The organism is Pseudoalteromonas sp. P1-8, from assembly GCF_001399985.1.
In the GTDB taxonomy this organism is placed as follows: Bacteria; Pseudomonadota; Gammaproteobacteria; order Enterobacterales; family Alteromonadaceae; genus Pseudoalteromonas.
Genome location: NZ_LJSO01000001.1, coordinates 288,411 through 302,738 on the forward strand (window position 1 = coordinate 288,411; position 14,328 = coordinate 302,738).

Below are 14,328 nucleotides of genomic sequence, written 5' to 3' on the forward strand. Positions count from 1 at the left end.
ATCTAATAATGAATCAATGTCATCAACATCTAGTTCGTCATCAAGCTCGTCTTCGTCGATTAAATCGTCTGTACTAGGTTCTTCTATAAGCTCTTCAGGCTGCTCCTCAACAAGCTCCGCTTCAGGCTCTTGCTCTATAATGAATCAATGTCATCAACATCTAAATCATCATCAAGCTCGTCTTCGTCGATTAAATCGTCTGCACTAAGTTCTTCAACAAGCTCTTCCGGCTGCTCTTCAACAAGTTCTGCTTCAGGCTCTGCTTGTGTCTCATCTAGTAATGAATCAATGTCATTAACATCGAGGGCATCATCAAGCTCGTCTTCGTCGATTAAATCGTCTGCGCTTGGTTCTTCTGCAAGCTCTTCAGGCTGCTCCTCAACAAGCTCCGCTTCAGGCTCTTGCTCTACATGCGCCTCATCTAATAATGAATCAATGTCATCAACATCTAAATCATCATCAAGCTCGTNCTGCAAGCTCTTCAGGCTGCTCCTCAACAAGCTCCGCTTCAGGCTCTTGCTCTGCTTGTGCCTCATCTAATAATGAATCAATGTCATCGACATCTAAATCATCATCAAGCTCATCTTCATCGATTAAATCGTCTGCGCTAGGTTCTTCTGCAAGCTCTTCAGGCTGCTCCTCAACAAGTTCCGGTTGAGGCTCTTGTTCTGCTTGTGCCTCATCTAATAACGAGTCAATGTCATCAGCATCAAGTTCATCACCGAGCTCGTCTTCGTCGATTAAATCGTCTGCGCTAGGTTCTTCTGCAGGTTCTTCTTGAACTTCATCCAATAATGAATCAATGTCATCAACATCCAACGCATCATCAAGATCATCGTTTTCTAATGCATCGTTAGCTTCAGCTACTGGCTCTTCTGTTTGTGCATCATCAATTAAGCTGTCGATATCGAAATCATCTTCATCGATGAGCTCATCCGCACTTGGTTCTTCGGCTGGCGCTTCTTCTTGAACTTCATCTAATAGCGAGTCAATGTCATCAACATCCAGCGCATCATCAAGATCATCGCTTTCTAATGCATCGTTAGCTTCAGCTGCTGGCTCGTCTGTTTGCGCTTCATCAATTAAGCTGTCGATATCGAAATCATCTTCATCGATTAGTTCTGCTTCAACATTAGTTGTTGAGGCATCATTATTTTCATCGAGTAAGTCATCAATATCGTCTAGGTTTACATCTTGATTAGAATCCGTGTTGTTTTGCTCATCAATTAAGCTATCAATGTCAAAATCATCTTCAGCGTCATCTTCTGCAAGCTCTTCACTAAGCGCTGCCATTTCATCATTGGCGTTATCTAACGAGTCATCTTCATCAGTATCAAATAGGTCATCAATGTCATCAGCACTTAAAATATCACCCGATGAATCTGCTGGAGACTGTTCGCTATCTAGGTCAATTTCATCACCTAAACTATCGTCATCGGTTTGATCGAAATCTTGCTGTAAAAATGCATCTAAATCATCATCGTCAGCACTACTCGAAGGCTCATCATTAAACTCGATGTCATCACTTAATAAACCTTCTAGTTCATCTTGATTTAAAACACTGTCATCTTCATCGAAACTATCATCAATGCTGTCGTCAAAAATGATGTCATCATCTGGCAACATGTCTTGGTCTAAGTCGTCATCTAACCGCACACTCAAGTCATCATTGTCTTCGACCGGATCGGGAACTAGCGGATCAGTTTCTACAATCGGCTCTAAATCATCATCAGGGTTATAACTTGGGCTTTGTGGTAAAAATTCATCGTCATCGCTGGCATCTGTATTATCATTGGCGCTGTTGCGTTTTTTCAAAAACATCACAACCGCTGCAATGATAAGTAATGCAGGAATAAACATTAATGCACCGAGAACAAATGGGTTGCTCAGTAAATTCGAAAAACTAAACCCACTGTCCTCTTCAATCTTTTTTGCTTTTTGCTGCTCTATGATTTCATTTTGTTTAGTGATCAACTCTTTCAGTTGCTTTTGAATTTCACTGTCTTGGCCAAGTTGATCACGAACGGTTTCAAGCTCTTTAGAAATACCGCTCAGTTGCTTTTTGAGCTTGTTGTTCTCAGCTAAGATTTCTTCAACATTTTCAACCGACGATTTAAACTGCTTTTGAAGCTCTACTAGCTGCGTGCCCTGCTCTGTTTTAATGGTGTTGATTTCTTGCTTAAGTTCTTGTTTTGCTTCGTCTACATCAACTTTACGGGCTTGAGTTACTTTCTTTTGCGATTCATTAATTTCAGCTGTAGTCAGCGTACCATTTTTCTTTTTTTCCCACAGCTCATCATCTTGTTCAGAACGCGCTTTTGCTAGTGTCGGGTTGACCGCACGCATTTCTGCAATGGTTGGAATTTTTAGGTATGCGCCATCACGCATATGATTTAGGTTTTGATCTAAAAATGACGATGGGTTTTTGTCATACAGAGCTTGCATGACCTGATAAATGCTTACAGAGTTGTCAGGGCGAATTTTAGCGGCAATACGCCATAATGTATCGGTCGGTTTAATTGGACCAATAGAGCGCCCCTGCGCACCGTAATCGACACCTTTAGGGCCTTTAAGTGTGGTGCCTTCATCAGAGTATGTCGGTGTTACCACCAATGCAGACGCTAATATGAAGAGTGTTGCTAAACCGCGCATGCTGATCCTTTATGTTTTAAATGTTAACGCAGCAACCTTGGTTGCTTAAACATCAAGTAATTCTTGCAGAATTGATTCTTAATTATGTTTTCTTGCAAGCTCTATTCCAGCTGCAAACTATAACTTAGTTGCCTTGCAATATCTATTGCAACACCTTGATAGTAAATAGCTTAAATAATAGCGGCTGAGAGGCTTTTTTATTGTTATCGTTAAGTTTATACGCTTTTACAGCGTATGCGGCAATAATTTGGCAGTGAATTCACAAAAAAAGCGGCAAATTGCCGCTTTTCTTAAATTTAGCTCAGCCTAAATCATCAGATTTATAAATAATTTGCGATAAGCTCTTCAGCAATCTGCACACTATTTGTTGCCGCACCTTTACGCGTATTATCGCTAACAACCCACATGTTTAAGCCATGTGGGTGCGAAATATCAGCTCGTAAACGACCTACGTATACAGTATCGTTACCACTTGCGTCTGATACTGCAGTTGGATAATCGGCTAAGTCTTCAATAAACTCTACACCAGGTGCATCGTTTAATAGCTGCTTCACATGTTCGATATCTACTGGCATACGCGTTTCAATATTAATCGCTTCACTGTGACCAAAGAACACGGGAACACGAACACAAGTAGGGTTAACCACAACACTGTTATCACCTAAGATTTTTTGTGTTTCGTTGACCATTTTCATTTCTTCGCGGGTATAACCGTTATCTTCAAAGCTGTCGATTTGTGGAATCACGTTAAAAGCAATTTGTTTAGGGAAAACGGCATTATCCATCGGACGCGCATTCATTAAGTTTGCTGTTTGCTTAGCTAGTTCATCAACGGCTTCTTTACCCGCACCCGATACAGCTTGATAAGTTGATACGTTAATGCGGTCAATGCCATAAGCATCATAAATTGGCTTTAGTGCCATCAGCATTTGAATCGTTGAGCAGTTAGGGTTTGCAATGATGTTGCGGTTTCTGAAATCCGCTAAGCTTGATGCATTCACTTCAGGAATAATTAGTGGCACATCGTAGTCATTACGAAAGTGTGAGGTATTATCAATTACCACACAGCCTGCGTCCGCCGCAATCGGTGCGTATTTTTCAGAAACACTGCCGCCTGCTGAAAATAAACCAATGTGAGCTTGGCTAAAATCAAACTCTTCAACATCAATTACTTCAATACTCTCACCGCGAAATTGAATTTCTTCACCAGCACTACGGCTGCTTGCAAGTAAAAATAATTGGTCTACCGGAAACTTACGATCTTCTAAAGTTTCGATAATCTGACGACCCACTAAACCTGTGGCACCTAATACGGCTACATTAAATTTTTGCGACATGTGTTTTCCTCTTTTGAATAAAGCAAATGGCTTTATTCGTTAATTCTAAATCCCAGTGCAGCTAATGCGCCTTCACATGCACTGTTGGCAGCCACCGACAAAGTACTAAACTCGCGTCGTGGCGGGTAATTCTTGCGTAAACTATCAAAGCCTTCGCTTGCTAATTTACTTCGTAAAATGCCATCGTCGCGACGCACATCAAAAATTAAGTGCACTAAGCGACCTATATCATCTAGGTTAAAGGTTTCACCTAGCGTGACAGAGTGGCTAATTGGTTCTGGCAAAAAATCGTCCAGAGACTTAAGCGCTGCGATGCCTTCAAGCTCACATACTTGCTGATACAGCATTTGTGTACCGCGGGCTTTGCCTTCAAGTGTATGCCCTGCAATATGCACACTGGCATAACGTACATAATCAAGCAGAGGTGTCAGTATATTGGGTTCGTTTTCCCAAACATCAAGCACACAATCTAATTTTGCGCCTTGCTCAAACAATGCTAGCAATGCTTGGTTATCAATCACATCACCACGGCTTGCATTGATAATCGTCATACCCGGCTTAAGTGCTTTTAAGCGAGTTTCGTCTAGCATGTGCAAGGTTTTATGCGGACCTTGTTTAACCAATGGCACGTGAAAAGTCACAATATCGGCTTGGGCTAGTAATGTGTCTAACTCAATATGCTCTGTAAGCTCACCGGCTTCATGTTTTGGTGGATCACATAACAATACATTCATACCAAGCAGGCTAAGCTTATCACGTAAACAGCTACCTATACTGCCAACACCCACTATGCCGATGGTTTTACCTTGTAATGAACTGGCATTTTCTTGGCTCAAGGCATACAAGCAGCTAATAACATATTCAGCAACCGCCACGGCATTACAACCTGGTGCGCTGCTAAATGCGATATTTCGCTCAGCAAGTAACTCGGTATCAATGTGATCAACACCTATGGTTGCTGTGCCCACAAATTTTAATTTATCTGCTTGAGTGAGTAAGGCTTTATCTACATTGGTAACAGAGCGGGTTAACAAGATATCAACCCCGACTAGCTGCTCGGGTTGAAGATTACGGCCATCAAATCGCTCAACATCACCAAAATCGGCAAAGTACTGCTCAACCAATGGCATATTTTGATCTGCAAGAATTTTCATTTGTGTGTCCGAGAGGCAGAAAGTGGCGCTATTGTAGCGAATTTATCAGTATTCGGATAGGTAACAACTAAGACTTTATAACAAATGAAAAAGCCGAGCTATTGCTCGGCTTTAAGCAAATACTGGAGAGGTTTAACCTTTATATTTGCTCATTACTAATGTGGCGTTAGTGCCACCGAAACCGAAGCTGTTAGACATAACTGTATTTAGTTCAACGTCTTTACGCTCAGTTACAATATTTAGACCTTTAGCTTGCTCATCTAGTTCATCAATGTTGATAGATGGAGCAACAAAGTTATGCTCAAGCATTAATAGCGAGAAGATTGCTTCATGAACGCCTGCTGCACCTAAAGCGTGACCTGTCATCGCTTTGGTTGCACTGATCATTGGCGAGTTACCACCAAATACTTCTTGAATAGCGCCAAGCTCTTTCACATCACCAACAGGTGTTGAAGTACCGTGAGTATTTAAGTAATCAATGCCGCCTTCAAGATCTTGCATTGCTTGCTTCATACAACGTACAGCGCCTTCACCTGATGGAGCTACCATGTCGTAGCCGTCAGAAGTTGCACCGTAACCAGTGATTTCTGCATAAATGTGCGCGCCACGAGCCAGTGCATGCTCAAGTTCTTCAACAACAACGATACCGCCACCGCCAGAGATAACGAAACCGTCACGGTTTGCATCGTATGTACGTGATGCTTTCTCTGGTGTTTCATTGTACTTAGTAGACAATGCACCCATTGCATCGAATTCCATTGCTAGCGTCCAGTGAAGCTCTTCACCACCACCTGCAAAGATTACGTCTTGCTTGCCTAATTGAATTTGCTCAACCGCATGACCGATACAGTGTGCAGATGTCGCACATGCAGAGCTTAGTGAGTAGTTAACACCTTTAATTTTAAATGGTGTTGCAAGACACGCTGAAGTCGTACTCGCCATAGTACGTGGTACCATGTAAGGACCAACACGTTTTACGCCTTTTTCACGTAAAATGTCAGCCGCTTCAACTTGCCATTTAGATGAACCACCACCTGAACCCACTAATAAACCAGTGCGCTCGTTTGAAACTTGATCTTCACTAAGGCCAGCATCTGCAATCGCTTGTGACATTGAGATATAAGCGTATGCAGCAGCATCGCCCATAAAGCGCATTGCTTTACGATCAACAAACTCTTTAACATCAATATCGATTTTGCCAGATACGTTACTACGTAGGTTGTAGTCAGCAAACTCTTGGTTGAACGCGATACCACTACGGCCTTGTTTTAATGATTCTAATACTTCTTCTTTGTTGTTACCGATGCTTGAAACAACACCGATGCCCGTAATAACGGCTCTTCTCATGGGTAATTACCTTAGCTCTATACTAAATTGTGTTCTATTTTACGCTGAAATTACTTTCGAAGTGGTCAGCTTTCTAGCGTACACATGTACTCTGAATGTCTAGCTTATAAATAACGCCAGACTATTTCAAAGAAAACACGTAAAATAATGAAAAAAGTTTGTAGTTAATTAGTTAAACCATGATCAAAAACGCACATATTCATTTTAATCACCTTGGTACCCCTGTCGCCGATCAGTTTGACGATGTTTATTTCTCTAATGACGATGGCTTAGCCGAATCACATTATGTGTTTTATCAACAAAACCATATCCCGCAACGATTACAAAATCATGACCGTAACCACTTTGCGATTGCTGAAACAGGCTTTGGTACGGGGCTTAACTTTTTAAATACCTGGCAGCACTTTGCTGCTCACCTAGATAGGCAGCATGCAGAGCAAGAAGTTCAAAATCAACCCGACCATAGTGGTAAAAAAAGCGTGACCCGCTTGCACTTTATCTCTTTTGAAAAATTTCCTATTAAGCGTGATGACCTTGCTCAAGCTCTCAAAGCCTGGCCTAGTTTAAGCAAGTATAGTGAGCAACTAATTACTCAATACCCAATTAATTTGGCCGGCTGTCATCGCCTTGAGTTTGCAGGCGGCAAACTAATACTCGACCTTTATTTTGGTGACGTACAAGACAGTATTGATGCCATGAGCTACCCAAGTGAAGGGATTGTCGATGCGTGGTATTTAGACGGCTTTGCTCCGAGCAAAAACCCAGATATGTGGCAACAGAGTTTGTTCAACAAAATGCGTGCTATCTCAAGAGCAAATGCCACACTCGCCACTTTCACTGCCGCAGGCTTTGTCAGAAGAGGACTCATCGAAGCTGGCTTTAGCATGAGTAAAGCAAAAGGCTATGGTAAAAAGCGCGAAATGCTGATTGGCGATCTCTCTGAGCCTAATGAGCAACAGTCAGGGCCTGCCTATTTTGCTCATCAGCAAAGTGAACTGAGTAATGTTGCTGTTATTGGCGGTGGTATTGCCAGTAGCAGTGTACTGTATTCACTGGCAAAAAGAGGCCTAAAAGCCACGCTTTTTTGCCAAGACGAAGCGCTTGCCATGGGCGCTTCTCACAATGTACAAGGGGCTGTGTATCCGCATTTACAAGCGAAAAATTCACCACAAAGTGAAATGTTCGCCCATAGTTTTTTATATGCGATGCGTCTATACCAACAATTACTTGATGATGGTTTTGACTACCCTCACCAGTGGTGTGGTGTATTACAGCACGCGGTTAAACAAGGCCTAGCTGATAAACATCAAAACCTTGCCGATAAAGAACTTTGGCCAGCTGAATTAATGCGTAATGTAAGTGCCGAAGAAGGTGACGAAATTGCCGGTGTAGAAACAGGCTACTCAGGTGTATTCTTTGCAAAAGGTGGCTGGGTAAATCCACCAGCACTGGTTACAGCATTATTTAATGCGGCAAATTCGTTAAGTGCAACTACCAATAATAAAATGGACAGTCACTTTAATTGCCATATTGAAAAGCTCGAGAAAACCGCAGATGGCTGGTTACTACACAGCAAAGAGCAAACTTTCGGGCCATTTAGTGATGTGATTAATTGTGCAGGTGAACACAGTGACCAGTTTAGCCAAACTCAAGCGCTACCTATTGTTGGTGTGCGCGGCCAAGTCTCGCATGTGCAAGCAAGCGAGCAGTCAAAACGCCTAAAGACCGTGCTTTGCCACAAAGGCTATTTTACCCCTGAATATCAGGGCCATCATTGCATGGGCGCAACCTTTGAAAAAAACTCAAAAAGCCGTGAAGTTAAAGAGCAAGACAACCACACCAATCGCGAACAACTATTAAGTTTTTACACAAACAGCGAGTTTGCAACGACCTTAGGTGAGATAACAGCAGCGAAAGCAGCTGTAAGGTGCACCTTTATCGACCATCTACCTATGGCAGGTGAATGGGCTGAACAAAGTGATTATGTAAGCGCATTTGCTAATCTACGCTTAGGTAAGCGTTATCAGTACCAAACGTTAACGAAACCTCAGCAAGGCTTGCATCTACTCACTGGCTTTGGTGCAAGAGGCCTGTGCAGTGCCCCTTTGTGTGCTGAGCATTTAATTGCATGTTTAAACAATGAGCCAAGACCGTTTAGCGAGCGCGTGAGTCAGGCTATTCACCCCGCCCGCTTTATTGTTCGCGACCTAATTCGTAATAAAATTTAAAGGGGCCAAAAAGCCCCTTTTGATTGGTTAATTACCTAATCGCTCAACTAGCTCTACGCGCCGGTTTAGCTGACGACCCAAATCATTCTTATTATTGGCAGCTGGCGCATAAGGGCCTACACCATAACCAATTAAACGCGACTCTTTAATGCCGTATTGACTCACGAGCGCTTTAACAACTGCTTTAGCTCGCTTAGATGACAACCCTAAATTATATTCTGGGCTCCCTTTATCATCAGTATGACCAACAACGTACAAGTTTAAGCTGTTATTTTTATTTAAAACATCCGCAATCACTTTTAATGACTCTGCTGACTCAGGTTTAATGTCTGATTTATCATGATCAAAGTAAATGCCATAAATGGCTGCTTTACCTTTTTGCTCTAGTTGCTTTAACACCTGGTCCGGATTGGTTTTAACTAAATCTCCTTGTAAAGGCTCCGTTCGAATTATAACAAGCTGCACTCGCGTAGTGCCTTGGTAATTACCCACAAAAAATGCGACAAAGGTTGTTTGGTTTTCTATGGTGTTTTTCATTAACTGATAGCGCGGCTGGCGATAATAGTTATAAACTTGTTTTACCGACAAGTGATCACCAAGTGCTTGTATTGCCTTTCGGTCGTCACCACATGCTTGACGTTCGCAACTAAAAACCGTTTCGAAACCTTCTTTTGTTAAGGCAGACACATAGTTATGAAAGACCTTAAGGGTTGATACTTTTCTAATTTCATAAGTAATACGAGTGATATCACCTATCACATCTTCAACAGGTAGCGCTTTGTTTTTACGGTTGAATATTCCTGTTGGTAGTGAAAATTCTTCGTAATCAATTTGCTCGTAGTCTTCAATAAAACTACCAGGATAACGGCTAAGTAATGGATGATCGCTTGAGCCTCTAATATCGTCTTTAGGTGCTTTGGTAACGGGATTTGTTTGCTGTTTTGCAAAAGCAGCTGTATTGGCTTTTATCAGGCCTGTTTCAAGCTCTTTAATCGCAATTGAGCTATTCATAACACGCGTTTTACTGTTGTACTGGCCAACAAATAATGACACAGCAAACTCAGGCTTTTCACCTTTAGTGGCAAATAGATAATATGGCTTACGATGATAATTATAGAGCTGAAAGTAACCGACTTCCTCTGCAAAATCACTGCTGTCACCGCAAGCGTCTAGCTGACAAGAATAAACAATATTAAAGCCATCTGTGAGTAAAGCGTGTTTATAGTTTTCAAATACTTTGAGAGTGGCAACATTGTTTATTTCGTACAATGTGTGGGTTACATCGCCAATAAAGTCTGTGTAACTAAATCGCTCTGATGACTTTTTACTGCCATCAAACTGATTCATTAATTGTGTTTGTTCGCCACTGAGTTTAACCGACTTTTCAACGTCACTATTTGGATAAGGTGATATCCATTGATTAGCAGATACCGCGTTGCAAAATGCTAATGTTATCACCATCAAAAGATTAGAATAAATTTTCACTTTAAGTCCTTTTAATTGAATTTGTACCTATTTCAGCACTATGCCAAATAATACTTTTTTATTCAAAGTTTGCTTGTACCCCTTTAAAAATAAATCCACACCCCAAGGTCTTTAGTAACACAGCAATTAGAAGGAGTTTGATATGAAGACCTTAATCATTGGCGCAACGGGCCAAATAGGTAAAATGACCACCGAAAAAATGCTGGCAAACGGTCATGATGTAGTGGCTCTGGTTCGAGATAAAAGCAAACTGAGTACACTTGAAAGTAGTCATTTAATGATTGTAGAGCAAGACCTCGAAAACGATTTTAGTCGTGCCTTCGAGGGCGTTGAACAAGTGATTTTTAGCGCGGGCTCCGGCGGCGCAACGGGTGCTGATAAAACCTTACTGATAGATCTATGGGCCGCTGTTAAAGCGATTAATTATGCGGTAGATGCCAAGGTTAAGCACTTTATAATGGTGAGCTCTATTGGTGCTGATGCCCCTGACAACATTGAAAGTAGTATCAAACCGTATTTAGTTGCAAAACACATGGCTGATCAACATTTAATCAATAGCGAATTGAATCACAGCATTGTCAGACCTGGCACGCTATTAAATGACGCTGCAACAGGGCTATTAACCACCACGCGGCCTGCAACCCGCCAAGATGCGGTGATCAACCGTGAAGATGTAGCAGATACCCTGCTATACCTTGCTGAACATACACCGAAAAAACCACAAGTGTTTGAATTATTTAATGGTGATAAGTCAATCGACAGCCTACTAGGCGATTGATTAGGTATGAATACGTATGCATAAGAAATAAGATTGAGAAAGCGCGTAAAGCACTTTAGTTTATTGTTTACATAATAATAACAAAGGTGCTTTATGCGTCATTTTGCTTTACTTTTTTGCTTTGCTTTTACGTCGGCTTGTTTTGCCGCACCGGTAAAAGTTCAAAGCTACAGTGGCGATACCTCCCTTCCCCACAAATTACTGATCAGCGCCATCGAACGTGCTGACTTAGAGTATATTCACCCTTATGAAACCAATAAAGATATCTCTAATGCACGTATCTTAAACGATGTAAAAAACAACCAGCTTGATGTGATGTGGAGCATGACATCAACTCAGTTAGAACAGGATTATAAAGCCGTTTATATTCCCTTATTTCGTGGCTTACTTGGCATGCGAGTAGCAATAGTGAAAGCACAAAACCGCGAACTGTTTAGCTCGGTAACTAGCTTACAAGATTTAAAACGTTTCACCGCTGGGCAAGGTAAAACCTGGCCAGACACTAAAATATTAAAAGCAAATCAACTACCCGTTGTTACCACATTAAAATACCCTAATTTGTTCCCAATGCTTGAAGGCGAGCGCTTTGATTACTTCCCACGTGGGGTGAATGAACCTTGGGATGAAATTGCCAATCACTCAGAGCTTAACCTCACTGTAGAGCCGCATTTGGTGATTAAGTACACCGCACCACTTTACTTTTTCGTCAACAAAAACAACCACACGCTGCATAAACAGCTAAATGATGCGCTAAACGAGATGATTGCTGATGGCACATTTAACGCCATGTTTTTGGCAGACAGCCAAGTACAAACGGTTTTATCAAAAGCCAACTTAAGCTCGCGTCGCGTTATTGAGCTAGATAACCCAACATTATCGTCGAACACACCTAATAAAAATAGCCCTTTGTGGTTTAACCCATTTCAATGAGCGCACAATGAAATCATTAAAATATAAAATGACCTTGGCACTGTCTTTGTGCCTTTTACTGAGCGTGATCTTCGTGATCAGTGCAAACTATCTGCTCGCAAAGTCGAGTCAAACACAACAATGGCAAGACGACATCACGGCTCTCAATGAGCAAATGCAGGTTATTTTAGCCGAGCCGGTATTCTCTTATGATGAGCCGTTAATAAATCAGATTATTAAAGCCTTTTCGCAAAACAAACATGTACATAGCATTTCAGTGACAGATCATCGCAATAAGCCACTTGCTTCTATCACTAAACAAAGCAATAGCGCATCGGTTAGCAAAACTATTGATTTGCACTATTTAGATAATTTAATTGGTCACATAAAAATTGGTTACTCACAACAAGCACTGCATAGCACCATTGCTGATTCGACACGCACCATGTTTATTACCTTGCTGGTCTCTTTTATCGCCTTGGGTGCGGTGATTATTTATATCGTGCGACTGTTAGTGATAAAACCAATCGATAGCGTAAATAGCCTTGTTGATGAAATTGTCAAAGGTGAAGGCGACCTTACAAAACGTATTAGCTATCAATCTAATGATGAAATAGGCTATTTGGTTGATGGTTTCAATCGATTTATAGCGCAAGTACAAGAAATAATTACAGAGCTAGGCAGCACAGCCAGTGAACTTGAAATGATAGCCAGTACAGTAAACGAAGCATCTGTGCGCTCTAAAAACGAAGCCGAGCTTGAATATAACCGCACTGATTCAGCAACCAATGCGCTTAGTCAGTTAAGTGAAGCAACCAAAGAGATTGCGCAAGGAGCTAATCAAACTGCACAGCAAACAACCGACGTTCATCGCTTATGCCAACAGGGCGAACAAAATATGAATGCCAATGGCAACATGGTTGGCGAATTAGCTGCACAACTCGACCATACATCAAACGTAGTTAAACAATTAAACGCCAGCAGTAACGAAATCAGCCAAGTGCTCGATGTTATAAAAAGTATTGCCGAGCAAACCAATTTACTGGCTCTAAATGCTGCTATTGAAGCGGCTCGTGCAGGGGAATCAGGTCGTGGCTTTGCGGTGGTGGCCGATGAAGTAAGAGCGCTTGCTAGTAAAACCTATGATTCAACGTCTGAGATTGAGTCGATTATTGTATCGCTACACAACAATACCTCTGATTGTGTAACCGCAACGGAGCAAAGTAAGTCACTCAGCGATAAAGTGAGCCAAGCGAATCAAAAAAGCCAAGCGGTGTTTAAAGATATTGCTAAACAAATCAATACCATTAATCAAATGAACGAAAGCGTGGCAGCAAGTTCTGAAGAGCAAACCAGTGTGACCGCTGATATCTTAAATACCATGCAGCTCATTAACCAAGGCGCTAAGAGCCTATCGCAAGAAGCTCAGCACCTTGATAACACCATAGGCCAACTCAATGAATTAGAACGCGGCATCGTTGCCAAACTGGGTTTGTTTAAATACTAAAAGCCATAATTCCCTGCCACGCAAGTTGCAGGGAAAGCACAGTTAACACTAAACGAAAAATCTTTTTAAATTTATCTGACGAAATGCGGTGCAATAACTTAAGGCCAAGCCAAGTACCTAAAGCACCGCTCAATATCATGAGCATAACCAGCGGCAACCACTGCCAAAATGCAAAGCCCACAGCCCCATATAAAATCGCTTTTAAGGTATGTTGTACTGTCATGCAGCTTGAAAATGTGGCAGTAAACTTAAGCTTATTATAATTATTGACATATAAGCAGCTGCCAACCAAAGGCCCACTTGCCCCGACGAACATCGAAATGAACGTGGTCCAAAGCCCCGCAAGAACACGCCATAACTTTGAGGTTTCTCTGAGCTTTGGCGTCACACCCCACAGTAAATAAAGCACAAAGGCAGCGACCACTATTTTCATTAATTCAAGGGGAATTGATGTGACAATCGTTGAGGCAACCAGCGCTCCTATGACTCCCCCTAAAGAGAAGTACACAAACATAGCGCCATCAATATGTTTAAACGTAAATAAAAAGCGGTTTGCGTTAGAGCCTAACTGCACTAACCCATGGACAGGAATAACCACACTCATAGGAAGCATAGATGCCATGATCACCAGCAGCATTAATCCGCCACCCGCACCAAAAGCTGCTGAAATCATAGAAGTAAAGCCCGCAACCACAATGAGCATTATAGTGCTGATCGGACTTAATAAATCTCCACCCAAAAACTGCCAACTGATCAAATCCATTGTTACGCTTTAAATAGTGTGTTTGAGCTAACGCTATCATGGCTCACCACTATTAGCGACTATTTGAAAAACCCTTTCGACTAAAAGACCATATCAACCAAAAGAGAAGTGCCCCTAAATTTAAAACTGGTCAGACTTGTGGTTTATTTTGTTAAACCTATGGGTTAT

At 41.7% G+C, this 14,328-nt stretch carries 10 protein-coding genes; 4 read left to right on the forward strand and 6 right to left on the reverse strand.

Annotated features, from left to right (window positions below):
- Positions 1-459: 459 nt before the first annotated feature.
- The 4 genes from AN213_RS01280 to fabB all read right to left on the reverse strand — a co-directional run bounded on the left by AN213_RS01280 (position 460) and on the right by fabB (position 6,490).
- Positions 460-2,652, reverse strand: coding sequence for a FimV/HubP family polar landmark protein (locus tag AN213_RS01280; protein ID WP_055196927.1), 2,193 nt, complete (start codon positions 2,650-2,652; stop codon positions 460-462).
- Positions 2,653-2,972: 320 nt separating this feature from the next.
- The gene (locus AN213_RS01285) at positions 2,973-3,989 is read right to left on the reverse strand and encodes an aspartate-semialdehyde dehydrogenase (protein ID WP_055196928.1); all 1,017 of its coding nucleotides are present in this window, start codon (positions 3,987-3,989) and stop codon (positions 2,973-2,975) included.
- 32 nt (positions 3,990-4,021) lie between these two features.
- Positions 4,022-5,143 (reverse strand): 4-phosphoerythronate dehydrogenase, encoded by a 1,122-nt coding sequence (locus AN213_RS01290; protein WP_055196931.1) that lies wholly within the window; start codon positions 5,141-5,143, stop codon positions 4,022-4,024.
- Between the two features lie 132 nt (positions 5,144-5,275).
- The gene (fabB, locus tag AN213_RS01295) at positions 5,276-6,490 is read right to left on the reverse strand and encodes a beta-ketoacyl-ACP synthase I (RefSeq protein ID WP_055196933.1); all 1,215 of its coding nucleotides are present in this window, start codon (positions 6,488-6,490) and stop codon (positions 5,276-5,278) included.
- Positions 6,491-6,669: 179 nt separating this feature from the next.
- Between fabB and mnmC the strand changes: the two genes are divergently transcribed.
- Positions 6,670-8,718 (forward strand): bifunctional tRNA (5-methylaminomethyl-2-thiouridine)(34)-methyltransferase MnmD/FAD-dependent 5-carboxymethylaminomethyl-2-thiouridine(34) oxidoreductase MnmC, encoded by a 2,049-nt coding sequence (gene mnmC, locus AN213_RS01300; protein ID WP_055196935.1) that lies wholly within the window; start codon positions 6,670-6,672, stop codon positions 8,716-8,718.
- Positions 8,719-8,745: 27 nt separating this feature from the next.
- Here mnmC and AN213_RS01305 read toward each other — a convergent pair whose 3' ends face one another.
- A complete protein-coding gene (locus tag AN213_RS01305) occupies positions 8,746-10,203 on the reverse strand; it encodes an OmpA family protein (protein WP_055196937.1) in 1,458 nt (485 codons plus the stop codon).
- A 142-nt stretch (positions 10,204-10,345) separates the two neighbouring features.
- On the opposite strand from AN213_RS01305, the gene AN213_RS01310 reads away from it, so the two are divergent.
- The 3 genes from AN213_RS01310 (at position 10,346) to AN213_RS01320 (ending at position 13,397) form a co-directional block, all read left to right on the forward strand.
- Positions 10,346-10,981: an SDR family oxidoreductase gene (locus tag AN213_RS01310; protein ID WP_055196939.1), complete on the forward strand. Its 636-nt coding sequence runs from the start codon at positions 10,346-10,348 to the stop codon at positions 10,979-10,981.
- A 93-nt stretch (positions 10,982-11,074) separates the two neighbouring features.
- The gene (locus AN213_RS01315) at positions 11,075-11,911 is read left to right on the forward strand and encodes an ABC transporter substrate-binding protein (protein ID WP_055196941.1); all 837 of its coding nucleotides are present in this window, start codon (positions 11,075-11,077) and stop codon (positions 11,909-11,911) included.
- Positions 11,912-11,918: 7 nt separating this feature from the next.
- A complete protein-coding gene (locus AN213_RS01320; protein WP_055196943.1) occupies positions 11,919-13,397 on the forward strand; it encodes a methyl-accepting chemotaxis protein in 1,479 nt (492 codons plus the stop codon).
- Here AN213_RS01320 and AN213_RS01325 read toward each other — a convergent pair.
- Entirely contained in the window at positions 13,387-14,160 is a 774-nt protein-coding gene (locus AN213_RS01325) for a sulfite exporter TauE/SafE family protein (RefSeq protein ID WP_055020932.1), read from the reverse strand. The two genes, AN213_RS01320 and AN213_RS01325, sit on opposite strands and share 11 nt — an antisense overlap.
- Between the last annotated feature and the right edge of the window lie 168 nt (positions 14,161-14,328).